This window comes from Biformimicrobium ophioploci (assembly GCF_030270605.1).
Taxonomy (GTDB): domain Bacteria; phylum Pseudomonadota; class Gammaproteobacteria; order Pseudomonadales; family Cellvibrionaceae; genus Biformimicrobium; species Biformimicrobium ophioploci.
This window is the reverse complement of record NZ_BSYJ01000001.1, coordinates 492,592-506,990: the sequence shown is the minus strand read 5'-3', so window position 1 is coordinate 506,990 and position 14,399 is coordinate 492,592. Positions and strand designations below refer to the sequence as shown.

The window sequence follows — 14,399 nt, the reverse complement described above, 5'->3', positions numbered from 1 at the left end:
TTTTGTATTTGGGGCAGCCCGTCCGGTTGGCAGTCGCTCACTGCCGTCAGGGGGCTACCCCGTAATTAGCACAAACCTCAATCGCTACGGCAAGTAAAACTTGCACGCTTACGAATTTAACCACAAAAATTTACCCGGTCAACAAGACAAGTGTTGTTATTTACGCGGCGAGCCCCTGTCTATCGTGGTAAAGTTGGAAACCTCAGACTAAATTTTGCGTATTTTTTGTTCAAACTGTTTTAGAGTGGAACTTTGCAGTCAGAAAAAATGCCTATGACCTCGCCTGCCGGCACCGCTATCGGTGGCCGTACCCGCCGCGTGCAGGAGCGGGCGGAGGCGACCAAGTCCAAACTGATCGACGCCGGGCGGGTGATGTTTTCCGAGCGCGGATTCGATGCCGTTTCCTTACGCGATATTGAGAATGCGGCAAAGGTAAAGCGCGGCCTGCTGGCCTATCACTTCGGTGACAAGGAAGCGTTCTGGAAGTCGGTTGTGGCTACTATTTTCGTCGGCATGCACGATGAATTTGAGCAACGCCTCGGCCTGTTGCGCGAAGTGTCAGAAAGTGAGCATCTGGCCTTTATCGTGCGCTTTTACGTAGGCTTCCACGCGCGTCATCCGGAGCTGAGCCGATTGATGAGCCAGGAGGCCACCCGGGATACCTGGCGGATCCAGCACCTGATCGAGCAATACATAGCCCCCGCATGCGAAAAAATGCAGAAGCTGGTAGGAGACTCCCTGCAGCTCGACCGCGACGGTTTTATCCATTGGTACTACATCATGGTCAGCGCATCATCGACCATCTTTTCCTTCGCACCGGAATGCCGTCGCCTGTTCAATATCGACCCCTGCGAGGAGGCGCGCGTAGACAGGCATGCGGATATGCTGGTGAAGATGCTTCTGCGCCTTGAACGCGATTGACACCACCCTCGGCGGCGCGCCTCAGGGGAAGGCTGCGCCTGCAGGAAAGCTCCGGGGTGCTGTCGTCAACATTTCGCGCATGCTGAAGCATCGTCCGCAGATGGATGAGCCCCGCCAATTATAGAGGTGCGAGTCGCTCCTGAGCATGGCTGCCATGTCGGAGCCAATCCAGCCACACATTGAATAACCCCAACCTTCCCAATATTGAATGCATCTAGCCCCTCCCACGCTGAGCCCTGCAATCATCTAAATCCAATACAAACCTCACTATATCGAAAGCACACGTTTTCTCATTAATGCAGAATATAGAGCCCCTCCGCCGAATTCCGTTCGGCCCGGCATAATATTTTCTGAAATTTCCCCCAGTATTAATCAGACATATTTACCTCGCCTTAAATTTTTTCATACACCTTCCTAAAAATCCGACTTCTCCACTTTTAATTAATGGCTACTCGATGATATAAGTTCCCAGGTTGTACAAATAATTGCGTTTTCAGCAATTGGATACTAGTACGCCTTATTTTTAAATTGGCGTAATCCATGGAAATAATATCAACAATAAGTACATTTGTGCCGACAATATAAATTAACTGGAAGGAGAACGCTGTGCGAGCTTCAAAATGGATTTTGTTTTTATTGATCTGCGTATCGTCTTTAAGTAACGCCGGTGAAGTAACAGACAAAGAAAAACTGAAATATATTATTGATGGCTGGGCGTCCGGAGCGTGGGAGCCAGTCGTTATTAGAAACAGAGACGAGAACGGATGGAAAACCGAAATAGACTCACAGGCTATTGTGAAAAAGAGCGGCCCTTACAGCTTGACGTTCTATGAGGTAAGCGGAGAGCCGTCGTTTAAAGTTGATCTGAGTTCCGGCGATTACGTGGCGAGTAATTACGACAAGCAGAAAAAGGCATTTGGCAAAGCTAGCCGCGCCTCTTTTGTCAGCGCAGATCTGAATTCTCCGGAAGACTTCACTTTCCTGTTGTTGTGGGAAGAAACATCTGAAGGGGGCGCCAAACAATATAGCGAAGGCAGCAGGATTGGCCCCTTTAAAAGCTGGTCAGGCTTTGAAATTGATAGTGAGGGTGGCCGAAAATATAAGTTTTCCAATGTATTCAATGCTCAGGAAGCCAAGCTAGCATCGGAATAACCTACTCTTCCTTCGAATATCGGGGGCCACCTGTGTGGCTCCCCGATTTGATGCTCAAATGACAACCCCGTACTCTTCACCGGAGTGTTACCTCCATCCTTTATCGAAACTTCGTCCCTTGCAGGTAAACCTGAAAAAGTGGACTGGCCGACTCGCATCAAGCTGGTTTTTCTTTACTCGAATAAGATAAAAGACAAAGACAATGAAAGTATTCCGACAGACTTACCGTGCCGTTCTGGCTTTAATTGCATGCTCCTTCAGCTATGCAGAGGAAGATCCCTATCTTTGGCTGGAGGAGATTGAAAGTGAGCGAGCCATCGAGTGGGTCAAGAAACAAAACAGAGTCACCGATTCACGCTTAACTGACACCCCCCTCTATAAAGGCCTTTACCAGGACGCGCTGGCTGCCCTCGACGCGGAAGACCGCTTGCCGGAGGTCACGCAAAAAGGCGAATGGCTTTACCAGAACTACCACAGTAAGGCCAACCCGCGTGGGCTTTACCGTCGTATTAAAGTAGTCAGCTTCAACCGCGGCGAAGATAGCTGGGAAACGGTTCTCGATATCGACGCGCTCTCCAAAAAAGAGGGTAAAAAATAGGTGCTCAAGGGCATGAATTGCGAGGACGAGGCTCATACCCGCTGCCTAATGCATCTCTCAGACGGTGGCAGCGATGCGGTGGAATTACGGGAATACAATGTCCAGGATAAGGAATTTGTCAACGGCGGCTTTTATGCACCAGCAGCCAAGCAGGGTGCCGAATGGGTCGACAAGGATCACTTGCTGATTTCGAGCACACTGGGCGAGGACGCGGCAACCGATTCAGGGTACGCCCGTAGCGCCAGGCTATGGGAGCGCGGCACCGAATTGTTGAGTGTGAAGCCGATCATAGAAGTACCCAAAGGGTCTGTCAGCGTGAGGCCGATTACTTTCGGTGGGAAACAGCAATCCATTTTCATCTTAGAGAGTTCCGATTTCTGGAGCTTCAAATTTAGCTTGTATCACGATGGTAAAATTCATTCATTAGCTTTGCCACACTCAGCCTTTCTATATGGAGTGCAGGGTGACAACTTGATTGTCAAAATAAACAAGGATTGGCAGGCGAATAACAAGACTTGGGTTCAAGGAAGCCTGATAGCGGTTTCTCAACGGTCCATCATAGATGGCAAGCTTAAAATATCGAATCTCGTAACCCCGTCTGATAGCGAAGTTATCGAATCCGTTGCGGTTTCTGATGCGGGCGTATTAGTGACAATGCTGGAAGACGTAAAAGCCCGGGCATATTTTTACAGCCGCGGTAAAAAAGGCTTTGTGAGGAATGTGATTGCGCTGCCCGGTGATGGGCAGTTAGAAATCAACACTCTCAATGAAGTATCTGGGGAAACCTATCTAACCTGGGAAAATTTTATTACCCCACCAACCTTATATCGCTATCTTCCAAGCGAAAAAAAATTAGAGAAAATATTTAAGCAATCAGCGACTTTTGACGGATCGCGCTTCAAGGTTGAACAATACTTCGCAGAATCCAAGGACGGAACGCGGGTTCCCTATTTTGCTGTGATGGCGAAAGATATCGAATTTAACGGAAAAAATCCTACGCACATGTTTTCCTATGGTGGCTTCCGGAACTCATTGTTGCCATCCTACTCGGGTTCGTACGAAGAGCTAAACGGCGCCTACGGTAAACTGTGGCTCGAACGGGGGGGAGTGTATGTGCTGGCAAATATACGCGGTGGCGGCGAGTATGGACCAGCTTGGCACGCAGCGGCCCTGCGCGAGAAGCGGACTAACTCTTTCGATGACTTTGCGGCTGTTGCGAAGGACCTGATAGAACGCGATGTTACTGCCCCTGATTACCTGAGCATCGAAGGGCGCAGTAATGGCGGCCTGTTAGTGGGTGCCAGTATCACGCGCAATCCAGAATTGTTTAATGCTGCCATTTGCGGCGTACCGCTTCTGGACATGAAGCGCTATCATAAATTACTCGCTGGTGCCTCCTGGGTGGGTGAGTTCGGCAACCCGGACACTGACGACTGGTCATTTATCAAGAGTTACTCCCCCTACCAGAACCTGAAGAAGGAACAGGACTATCCGCCGGTGCTGTTTTTTACCTCAACGCGCGATGACCGCGTACACCCGGGCCACGCCCGCAAGATGGCCGCGCGTATGAAAGCCATGGGACAGGAAGTCGAGTATTACGAAAACCTGGAAGGCGGTCACGGCGGCCACTCGACCAACGAGCAATTGGCGCACCGGGTCGCGCTGATGTACACCCATCTCTGGAACTCTCTCGAGTCACCAGCTGAATAAATGCCTTTGGCGGGGCACTTTGCCCCGCCCATTCCTTATAACTCCACCTTCTTCAACCCCTTCAGGCGCTCCTCGCGCTGCACATACTCCAGCAGCGCTTCGGCCACCGGTGTCACCGGCTTGCTGCCGAGGCGCGCCAGGTACCAGTTGGTCTTGATCGGCAGGTGCTCCACATCCAGGATGGCGATGCCCGCTTCACCGCCGACATTCCAGGTATGTTCGGACAGGATCGACACCCCCATGCCCGCCATCACCATATGCTTGATGGCCTCGTTACTCTCGATGGTCATGCGCACATTCAGCTCGCAATCAAACCTCTCCATGTGGCGCTCGATCGCGTAGCGCGTACCGGAGCCCGCCTCGCGCATCAGGAACGGGGCCCGCGCAAACTCCTCCAGCGGAATCCGTTCGCGGCCGGCGAGCTCGTGCTGCTCCGGGGCGATAGCCACCAACCGATTGGGCAGGAACTCGGTCAGCAGGTACTCCTCCTTCTTGGGCGGATGACTGAACACGCAGAAGTCATCCAGGCCCTCGGCCATGCGCTGTGCAATCTGTTCGCGGTTGCCGACTTTCAGCTCCACCGAAATATCCGGGTAGAGCTTGCAGAACTCGCCGATCAGGTGCGGGATAAAGTACTTGGCGGTGGTCACCACAGCGATGCGCAGGGTACCGGCAGTCAGCCCGCGCATCTTGGTGAGGCGCATGTCGAGGCGCTCGAAGCAGGACAGGATCTCGCGTGCGCTAGACACCATTTCGCGCCCTGCATCGGTGAGTTGCAGGCGCCGCCCCACCTGGAAATAGAGGGGCAGGCCCACCGCCTCCGACAGTTTGCGCAACTGCATGGAGACGGTCGGCTGGGTCAGGTGCAGCGCCCGGGCGGCTGCCACCACGCTGCCGTGTTCCTGCAGGGCGCAGAGGATCTCAAGCTGGCGAATGGTGCCGACATGGGCGTGCAGTCTGCTCATAAGCCTTTACATAGATGATTGTCTAATAATGGATTAGATAATATCTATTTTTATTGATATGTCGACTTCCGGATAATGCCCGCCATGACAGAATTCGGAGGTGTGACATGCAGACCCGCCAACTGACCTTTGGTCTCGCCGCAGGCGCCCTGATCCTGGGGGCCGGTAGCTACAGCGCCGGCCAGGGATGGATCGACTGGTCGCTCGCAGTGGTCGGCGGTTTGCTGCTCGGCCTGAACGCGCTGCAACTCCTCGGCCAGTCCGGGCTGTCGCTGCCCACCATGGGCGCGGCTGACGCTGGACTACAGGGTCAGCACTGATGCAGCTGGATATCGTTGTTGCCTTCTTCCTGTTCGGCATGGCCGCTACCCTTGTTGGCAGCAAGATCCACTTTTCCCGCGGTCTTTCGCAGGGCCTGACCCTGTTCCTGCTGATCGCGATCGGGTTAAAAGGCGGCGTCGCCCTAAGTGAGCACGCCAGTGTACGCCTGGTCCCCCAGGCGTTACTGGTATTGCTGCTGGGGCTGGCGCTGCCCTTTATTGCTTACCCCCTGCTGCGCCGTATCGGCCAGTGGAACCGCACCGACGCGGCAGCGACCGCGGCGCACTACGGTTCCGTCAGCGTGGGGACCTTTGCCGTTGCCATTGCACTGCTGGATAGCCGGGGGGTCGATTACGAGGCCTACTTCCCGCTGTTTGTGGTGCTGCTGGAGGTACCGGCCATCGCCATCGGCATCTATCTCGCCACCCGCGGAGACAAGAAGAAGGCCCGGCTGGACTGGCACGAGTTACTGCTCAACCAGGGCTGTGTGCTGCTGTTCGGCGGCCTGCTGATCGGCTGGATGGCAGGCACGGAGGGCACTGCCAAGGTGATGCCGCTGTTCAGCGCCACCTTCCACGGTGCCCTCGCCCTGTTCCTGCTGAACATGGGCTGCAAGGCGGCGGAACAGTTCCCCCAGGTCATGCGCCAGGGCGCGTTTCTCACCAGCTTCGCTATCGTGATGCCACTGGTCGGTGCTACCATTGGCGGGAGCCTAGCGACACTGATGGACTTTTCCATCGGCGGAATTGCGCTCCTCGCGACGCTCGGTGCCAGCGCTTCCTATATTGCGGCTCCGGCTGCACTGGGTGCGGCCCTGCCGAACGCCAATATGAGCCTGCCGCTGACCGCTTCGCTTGCCATCACATTCCCGTTTAACGTGCTGGTAGGTATTCCGGTGTACCTCGCCGCTGCGACCTATATCAGCCAATCCGTCTCCTAGAGGTCTCCGAAATAATGAACTTCTCTACCGTGAACATCGTTATGGGTTCACAGTCCGACTGGAAAACCATGCAAGCGGCCACTGAAGTACTGTCGGCACTGCAGATCCCGCACACCGCCGGCGTGGTATCCGCGCACCGTACCCCGGCGCGCCTGCAGGAGTTCGCGGCTCGGGCTGAATCGGAGGGCACAAAGGTCATCATTGCAGGCGCAGGCGGCGCCGCGCACCTGCCGGGCATGATCGCCTCGGAAACCATCATTCCGGTGGTCGGCGTGCCGGTTGCCAGCCGTCACCTGAACGGCCTCGACAGCCTGCTTTCCATCGTGCAGATGCCACGCGGCATCACCACCGCGACCCAGCCGATCGGCGAGGCCGGCGCCTACAATGCCGGCGTCATGGCCGCCCAGATCCTGGCACTGTCCGACAGCGAGGTACGCGAGCGTTTTCGCGCCTGGCGCCAGCAGCTGACCGATAGCGTCGGCTACGAGATTCAGCCATGAAGGTAGCGGTACTCGGCTCCGGACAACTGGCACGCATGATGGCCATGGCCTCAAAGGACCTCGATATCGAGGTCTGTTTCATGGCGATGGAGGGCGAGGGCACGGAAAGCGTTGAGGGTCATGGCGAGATCCACGTGATCAGCGCCGGCACTCCCGCGGAGGCGCTGTTCGAACAGCTCGGCAAGCCCGACGTGATCACCGTCGAGAAAGAGGATGTCGATACCGACCTGCTGCGCGCACTGCAGCCGTTCTGCCAGGTACACCCGAACCCGGATTTCATCGACATCACCCGCCATCGCAACAAGGAAAAGCGCTGGCTGAACAGCATTGGCCTGGCCACGGCGCAATTCGAGTATTGCGACGATGAAGCCTCGTTGCGCGAGGCGGTGGCAAAACTCGGCCTGCCGGCCTTCGTGAAAAGCTGCGAACAGGGCTACGACGGCAAGAACCAGTGGTTACTGAAAGCAGCGGGCGATGTCGACCAGCACCTGGCCGCCATTACCAGGCAGCCATGCGTGGTAGAGAAGGCAGTCAACTTCTCGCGCGAGATTTCCATCATCGGCATCCGCGACCGCAGCGGCAAGATCGCCGTCTACCCGGCGGCGGAAAACCACCACTGGCAGGGCACACTGCTGTGCTCCTTCGCCCCGGCCCAGAACATCTCGCCGGCACTGCAGCAACAGGCGCACGATGCCATTGAAAAGGTACTGCAGGAAGGCGACTACGTTGGCGTGGTGGCCATGGAGTGCTTTGTCACCGACGACGGGCTGCTGGTGAACGAGCTGGCGCCGCGCGTGCACAACAGCGGCCACTGGTCCATGGAGGGCTGTGACATCGACCAGTTCAGCGCACACCTGCTGGCCATCTGCGGGCGCTTTGACGGCGCACTGGGCGAGGTTCGGGACACCGCCATGATCAACCTGCTGGGCGTCCCGGCGCCTGCGCAGTTTGCCAACGCGGAAAACTGGGTTGTGCACATGTACGACAAGGCCATCCGCCCGCGCCGCAAGGTGGGGCATATGAACCTGGTGCACGACAGCCGCACAGACATCCGGGCAGTGGTCTGCACCCAGCTGCAGGAAATCTATACCGACGACAACCTGCCAATAGAGGAGATCCAGACGGAATACCAGGAATGAGCGCTATAAAAAAGATTATCGAGCACGAATCCTTCGGTGGCATGCTACTGGTCGCCACCGCGGCACTGGCCATGCTACTCGCCAACTCAGCGCTGCAGGGCTTTTACTTCGACATCCTCAATACACCTGTGGTGGTGGCGGTAGGTGAGTACTCACTGCAGAAGCCGCTACTGCTCTGGGTCAACGACGGCCTGATGGCACTGTTCTTCCTGGTGGTCGGGCTCGAAATCAAGCGCGAAGTGATGGAAGGGCACCTGGCCTCCAAGGACCAGATCATGCTGCCCGGCATCGCGGCCGCGGCCGGTATGATCTTCCCGGCCATCATCTACGCCGCGATCAACTTCGACAGCCCGGAAACCCTGCGTGGCTGGGCGGTGCCGTCCGCCACGGATATCGCGTTCGCCATCGGCATCTTTACCCTGTTCGGCAGCCGCCTGCCGGTCAGCCTGAAGCTGTTCTTACTGTCAGTGGCGATTTTCGACGATATCGGCGCGATCATCATCATTGCGGTGTTCTACAGTGGCGACCTGTCGCTGACCTCGCTGGCCATTGCCGCGCTGGGCCTGGGGGTGCTGTTCGCACTCAACCGGGCACGGGTGCTCAACCTGGCGCCCTACGTGATTGTCGGCCTGGTCATCTGGGTGGCGGTGCTCAAGTCCGGCGTACACGCAACACTCGCGGGCTTTGTCACCGCCTGGTTCATCCCGCTGCGGGTCAATGTGGTCAAGTCCATGGCGCCGCTGCACCGTATGGAGCACGGCCTGCTGCCGTGGGTCACCCTGCTGATCCTGCCGGTGTTCGCGTTCGCCAATGCCGGTGTCTCGCTGGCGGGCTTCAGCGCGGAGCGCCTGCTCAACCCGGTCACACTGGGTATCGCACTGGGGCTGTTTTTCGGTAACCAGGTGGGTATCTTCAGCGTGGTCTGGCTATCGGTGAAAGCCGGTATCGCCAAGCTACCGGAAAATGCCACCTGGGCACAGGTGTACGGCGTGTCGCTGCTATGCGGTATCGGTTTCACCATGAGCCTGTTTATCGGCAGCCTGGCTTTCGAGGGCTTCGCCGCGTACCAGGATGACGTGAAGGTGGGCGTATTGCTGGGCTCACTCCTGTCCGCCCTCGCCGGTGCCCGCGTGCTTTACGTGTGCAGCCGCAAGAACGAGCCGGCCGGACCGGCCCGCGAAGGCCGCGCCTTCACCCCGTTCGGTATCCAGCCGGACAACTCCTAGGGCCACTTCTGGGGCAACTCCCGGGAAAGTTCCCGGCAGTCCCGTGTACTGCCGGATTCCGGAATCCGGTAGTCGGCTCTGTTGCCACGGTTGCAGCATTTGGGCATGCTGGCCTTTTACGCTTAGCAACCGTGGTAACCGATGAGCCTGATCACCCTCGCCATCCCCGCCTTCTTTGCCCTGATCCTGATCGAGCTGGCCTATGACCGCTGGAAGGGCCTGGGCCTGTACCGCCTCAACGATGCGCTCGGCAGCCTGGCCGCCGGCGTGATGAGCCGCCTCAGCGGGCTGGTGAAATTCGGCTTCAAGCTCCTCATCTATATCCCCATCTTCCAACTGTTCGCGCCACTGCACGAGGCGCTCGGGCTGAACTGGTCCATCGACAATCCCTGGCATGTGCTGCTGGCCGTGGCGATCTACGACTTCTGCTACTACTGGGCCCACCGCTTCGGCCACGAGATGAATATCCTGTGGGCCTCACACCTGGTGCACCACCAGAGCGAGGAATACAACCTCACCACCGCGCTGCGCCAGACCGGCACCCCGGCACTGTTCGGGCCGCTGTTCTACATCCCCGCCGCCATCCTCGGCGTGGACCCGGCCATGCTGGCGCTGGCGGGCGCCATCGACCTGATCTACCAGTTCTGGGTCCACACCCGCGCCGTTCCCAAGGTGCGCTGGGCCGAGTGGATCTTCGTCACCCCGTCCAACCACCGCGTGCACCACGCGCAGAACAAGGTGTATGTGGACAGGAATTATGGCGGCGTGCTGATCATCTGGGACCGTCTGTTCGGCACCTACCAGGAAGAGCTGGATGAGGAGCCCTGCATCTTCGGCGTGCGTAAGGCGCTCAACAGTTTCGACCCGGTTGCGGCCAACCTGCAGCACTACCGGCGCATGTGGCTGGATGCCTGTTACACCCGCTCCTGGTGGGACAAGCTCACCCTGTGGTTCCGGCGCACCGGCTACCGCCCGGCAGATGCCGAGGCAGCCATGCCGGTGGCGTCTACCGATCTCTACCCGGAAGGCGGCTACCGCCGCTTCGACCCGGAGATCGGCACCGCGCGGCGCTGGTACGCATTCACCCAGCACGCGCTCTACACCCTGGTGACCCTGGCCCTGATCTGGCAGGCGGCGGACATGTCCTACGCCCAGGTATTCGGCAGCGCCGCACTGCTGGCACTGGGCCTGATGTGCAACGGGCGCATCCTCGATGCTGCAACGGATGCCGGCCGCTGGGAGGTCGCGCGCCTGCTGTTGCTGGCGGGCATTGCATTGGCACTCATTGGTCAGTCAACTGTTGTGCCGGGCCTGCTCGGCGTATATGCTGCAGTCAGCCTTTTGCTGTGGCGTATGGCGACATGGGGTCAGGCCCCGGTAGCCGGCGCCACACAGGGCAAGTAATCCCCGGGCGATTCCAGTTGGGGCGCACCTGCCAGCCACTCCGGTGGCCCGTGCCAGGCGCACAGTCCCAACAGCTGTACCACCCCCAACCCCGACTGGAATCTCGCCCGTTACACTGCCGCCCCGGCAGTGCTTTGCCACCGCGTACTTTGAAAGCCCCCCGCGCGGCGGTTAGAATCCCGCTTTTCCCTCCCCGTACTGATTCGAAAAAGGAAATCCCGTGACGACCCCCGTCAAAGGCACGCTGTATACCGTTTCCGCACCGTCCGGCGCCGGCAAGACCAGCCTGGTCAAGGCCCTCACCGAGCAGGACCCCAATGTGACCGTTTCCGTGTCGCACACCACCCGCGCCATGCGCCCGGGTGAGGTCGATGGCGTCAACTATCATTTCGTGGACCGGGCCGAATTCGAATCCATGCTGGAGCGGGGCGACTTCCTCGAGCAGGCGCGGGTCTTCGACAACCTGTACGGCACCTCACGCGCCTGGGTGGAACAGACGCTGGCCGAGGGCACGGACGTGATCCTGGAGATCGACTGGCAGGGGGCACAGCAGGTGCGTCACCTGATCCCGGAAACCGTCGGCATCTTTATCCTGCCACCTTCGCGCGAGACCCTGCGCGAGCGCCTAACCGGCCGCGGCCAGGACCCGGACAGCGTGATCGACGCGCGCATGGCGCAGGCCGTGAGCGAAATGATCCACTACGTGGAAGCCGATTTTCTGGTGGTGAACGACGACTTCAATGAGGCCCTCTCAGAACTGAAGGCGATTGTCACCGCAAGGCGCCTGGGCGCGGCCAGCCAGCAACAGCGACACGCAGCGCTGCTGCAGGAGCTGCTTGGCAGCGCCGGCTGACCCGGGCCCGGACACCGCCACCAGACAGTTGAGCAGCGTGTACAATTTGCGTACACTGTGCGGCCCGAATTTTTCCGCCGGTGCGACCCGCGCCGGCACAGCAGAACCCATCACGGACTAGAGATTTTATGGCACGTATCACTGTTGAAGACTGCTTGCAGCACGTCGATAACCGCTTTGAACTGGTGATTGTTGGCAGCAAGCGCGCCCGCCAGATCGCCACCCAGGGCCGCGACCCGATGGTGCCGGAAGAGAACGACAAGCCCACCGTCATCGCCCTGCGCGAGATCGAGGAAGGCCTGGTAGACGCCGGCATCCTCAACGAGGTTGAAGAAGAGCCGGTATCCGCCGAGCCGCAGCCGGTTGTAAACTACCTGGACGACCAGCCGCTCTAAGGCACGCCCACGCGCCTCTTTTGCCCGGCCGCACTTCCCGCAGGCCGGCAAGAGGCGCACAATGGGCCATCGCCCGCCATTACCGGAAGCCCAGCAGTGCACAGCATCGATAGCCTCGCACACCGACTTTCTTCCTACCTGCCCCCGGATCAAATCCAGTTCGTACGCCGCGCCTACTATTACGCCGAACAGGCGCACGAAGGCCAGAAGCGCCGCTCCGGCGAACCCTACGTCACCCATCCGCTGGCGGTCGCCACCATCCTGGCGAGCATGCACATGGACCACGAGAGCCTTGCCGCTGCTATGCTGCACGACGTGATCGAGGACACCGGCATTCCGAAGAAGGCGCTGGCCTCGCAGTTTGGCGGCGAGGTGGCGGACCTGGTGGACGGCGTATCCAAGCTGACCCAGTTCGAGGCCGACAGCCCCGCGCAAAAGCAGGCGGAAAACTTCCAGAAAATGGCGCTGGCCATGGCCCGCGACATCCGCGTGATCCTGGTGAAGCTGGCGGACCGGCTGCACAACATGCGCACCCTGAACTCGCTCAAGCCCGGCAAGCGCGCGCGCATCGCTCGCGAGACGCTGGAGATCTACGCCCCCATCGCCCATCGCCTGGGCATGAACGACGTGCGTATCGAATTCGAGGACCGCTCCTTCTTTGCGATCCACCCGCTGCGTGCCACGCGCCTGCGTGCTGCCCTCGCCGCCGCGCGCGGCAACCGCAAGGAGCTGCTGGAAAAGCTGCAGAATGCCATCGAGATACGCCTCAAGCGCGAGGGCATCGATGCGCTGGTGATCGGCCGCGAGAAGCACCTGTACAGCATCTACAGCAAGATGCGCAGCAAGAAGAAGTCGTTCAAGGAAATCATGGACGTCTACGCCTTCCGCATCATCGTCGACAGCGTGGATACCTGCTACCGGGTACTCGGTGCCATCCACAACCTGTACAAGCCGATCATCACCGAATTCAAGGACTACATTGCCATCCCCAAGTCGAATGGCTACCAGTCCCTGCACACGGTGCTGCTGGGCATGCACGGCGTGCCGATTGAAGTACAGATCCGCACCAAGGAAATGGACGAAATGGCCAATAGCGGCATTGCCGCGCACTGGCTGTACAAGTCCGCCGCACCCGAGACCATGAACACCAGCAGCACCAGCCAGGTGCGCGCGCGGCGCTGGGTGCAGGGCCTGCTGGAGATGCAGCAGCGTGCCGGCGACTCGCTCGAATTCATCGAGAACGTAAAGGTCGACCTGTTCCCGGACGAGGTGTACGTGTTCACCCCCAAGGGCGAGATCATCGACCTGCCCACTGGCGCCACCGCGGTGGACTTCGCCTACTCGGTGCACACCGACATCGGCAATCACTGCGTGGCAGTGCGCATCAACGACCGCCTGGCACCATTGTCGAAACCGCTGCAGAGCGGGCAGAAAATCGAAGTGCTGACCAGCCCCAAGTCACAGCCGAACCCGAGCTGGCTCAATTTCGTGGTCACCGCCAAGGCCCGCAGCGCCATCCGCCACTTCCTCAAACACCAGCGCCATCACGACAGTATCGCGCTCGGCAGGCGCCTGCTGGAAAAAGCGCTGTCCAAGTTCGGCAGCAGCCTGGACGAGCTGGATGAAGCGCAACTGCAGCGCGGCCTCGACGAAACCAAGTCCGGCACGCTCGACAAGCTGCTGGAGGAAATCGGGCTCGGTAACCGCATGGCCTACTCCGCCGCGAAACTGATGGTGCCCGACGCGGAAACCGAACCGGAGGCCGGACACATTTCCTCACCGCTCTCGATCGAGGCGGAAGAGGGCATGATGATCAGCTTTGCACGCTGTTGCCGGCCGATCCCCGGCGACGAGATTCTCGGCCACATCAGTTCCGGCCGCGGCCTGGTGGTGCACCGCGAGTCCTGCCGCAATACCGCCGAACTGCGCGAACACCCGGAGAACATCATGGCGGTGAGCTGGTCGCCGGAAGTGATCGGCGAGTTCCTCGCGGATGTGCGCATGGAGGTGGAATCCGAGCGCGGCATCATCGCCAGCATTGCCACCCGTATCACCGAGGAGGGCGGCAGCATCGAGCAGATTCATGTGGATGAGAAAGACGCGCACAACAGTGTGATCTCCATGACACTCGAGGTCAGCAACCGCGTACACCTCGCCAATATCATGCGCCGCCTGCGCAACCTGCCGTCGGTCATCCGTATCAGCCGCCCCTGACCGGGGTGGCCGCCATTTATTTTGCCAATAACGTACACGAATCCGTTTGACCGGTGCGTTA

The 14,399-nt window shown here is 59.0% G+C and carries 13 protein-coding genes and 1 pseudogene; 13 read left to right on the top strand and 1 reads right to left on the bottom strand.

The window, feature by feature from the left end:
- Positions 1 to 273 precede the first annotated feature (273 nt).
- The 4 genes and pseudogenes from QSJ80_RS02205 to QSJ80_RS02190 all read left to right on the top strand — a co-directional run bounded on the left by QSJ80_RS02205 (position 274) and on the right by QSJ80_RS02190 (position 4,381).
- Complete coding sequence (locus QSJ80_RS02205; protein WP_285762628.1) at positions 274 to 921, top strand: TetR/AcrR family transcriptional regulator; 648 nt, start codon at positions 274 to 276, stop codon at positions 919 to 921.
- Between the two features lie 606 nt (positions 922 to 1,527).
- Positions 1,528 to 2,073 (top strand): hypothetical protein, encoded by a 546-nt coding sequence (locus QSJ80_RS02200; protein WP_285762627.1) that lies wholly within the window; start codon positions 1,528 to 1,530, stop codon positions 2,071 to 2,073.
- A 202-nt stretch (positions 2,074 to 2,275) separates the two neighbouring features.
- Positions 2,276 to 3,523, top strand: a pseudogene (locus tag QSJ80_RS02195) (prolyl oligopeptidase family protein); the annotation flags it as partial.
- 108 nt (positions 3,524 to 3,631) lie between these two features.
- Positions 3,632 to 4,381, top strand: a complete 750-nt coding sequence (locus tag QSJ80_RS02190) for a prolyl oligopeptidase family serine peptidase (RefSeq protein ID WP_352176103.1) — start codon at positions 3,632 to 3,634, stop codon at positions 4,379 to 4,381.
- A gap of 35 nt (positions 4,382 to 4,416) precedes the next feature.
- Here QSJ80_RS02190 and QSJ80_RS02185 read toward each other — a convergent pair whose 3' ends face one another.
- A complete protein-coding gene (locus QSJ80_RS02185) occupies positions 4,417 to 5,346 on the bottom strand; it encodes a LysR family transcriptional regulator (RefSeq protein WP_285762626.1) in 930 nt (309 codons plus the stop codon).
- 107 nt (positions 5,347 to 5,453) lie between these two features.
- Between QSJ80_RS02185 and QSJ80_RS02180 the strand changes: the two genes are divergently transcribed.
- The 9 genes from QSJ80_RS02180 (at position 5,454) to spoT (ending at position 14,338) form a co-directional block, all read left to right on the top strand.
- Positions 5,454 to 5,666, top strand: a complete 213-nt coding sequence (locus QSJ80_RS02180; protein ID WP_285762625.1) for a hypothetical protein — start codon at positions 5,454 to 5,456, stop codon at positions 5,664 to 5,666.
- The gene (locus QSJ80_RS02175) at positions 5,666 to 6,607 is read left to right on the top strand and encodes a sodium-dependent bicarbonate transport family permease (RefSeq protein WP_285762624.1); all 942 of its coding nucleotides are present in this window, start codon (positions 5,666 to 5,668) and stop codon (positions 6,605 to 6,607) included. Before QSJ80_RS02180 ends, QSJ80_RS02175 begins: the two co-directional genes overlap by 1 nt.
- 14 nt (positions 6,608 to 6,621) lie before the next feature.
- Positions 6,622 to 7,107 carry a 5-(carboxyamino)imidazole ribonucleotide mutase gene (purE, locus tag QSJ80_RS02170; protein WP_285762623.1) on the top strand — a complete coding sequence of 162 codons (486 nt, stop codon included), beginning with the start codon at positions 6,622 to 6,624 and terminating at the stop codon, positions 7,105 to 7,107.
- On the top strand, positions 7,104 to 8,246 hold the full coding sequence (locus QSJ80_RS02165; protein ID WP_285762622.1) for a 5-(carboxyamino)imidazole ribonucleotide synthase: 1,143 nt from the start codon (positions 7,104 to 7,106) through the stop codon (positions 8,244 to 8,246). Before purE ends, QSJ80_RS02165 begins: the two co-directional genes overlap by 4 nt.
- A complete protein-coding gene (gene nhaA / locus QSJ80_RS02160; RefSeq protein WP_285762621.1) occupies positions 8,243 to 9,472 on the top strand; it encodes a Na+/H+ antiporter NhaA in 1,230 nt (409 codons plus the stop codon). Before QSJ80_RS02165 ends, nhaA begins: the two co-directional genes overlap by 4 nt.
- 141 nt (positions 9,473 to 9,613) lie before the next feature.
- Entirely contained in the window at positions 9,614 to 10,876 is a 1,263-nt protein-coding gene (locus QSJ80_RS02155; protein ID WP_285762620.1) for a sterol desaturase family protein, read from the top strand.
- Positions 10,877 to 11,096: 220 nt separating this feature from the next.
- Positions 11,097 to 11,729 carry a guanylate kinase gene (gene gmk / locus QSJ80_RS02150; RefSeq protein ID WP_285762619.1) on the top strand — a complete coding sequence of 211 codons (633 nt, stop codon included), beginning with the start codon at positions 11,097 to 11,099 and terminating at the stop codon, positions 11,727 to 11,729.
- A 128-nt stretch (positions 11,730 to 11,857) separates the two neighbouring features.
- Positions 11,858 to 12,124, top strand: coding sequence for a DNA-directed RNA polymerase subunit omega (gene rpoZ / locus QSJ80_RS02145; RefSeq protein WP_285762618.1), 267 nt, complete (start codon positions 11,858 to 11,860; stop codon positions 12,122 to 12,124).
- A 96-nt stretch (positions 12,125 to 12,220) separates the two neighbouring features.
- On the top strand, positions 12,221 to 14,338 hold the full coding sequence (gene spoT / locus QSJ80_RS02140; RefSeq protein WP_285762617.1) for a bifunctional GTP diphosphokinase/guanosine-3',5'-bis pyrophosphate 3'-pyrophosphohydrolase: 2,118 nt from the start codon (positions 12,221 to 12,223) through the stop codon (positions 14,336 to 14,338).
- The last annotated feature ends 61 nt before the right edge of the window (positions 14,339 to 14,399 follow it).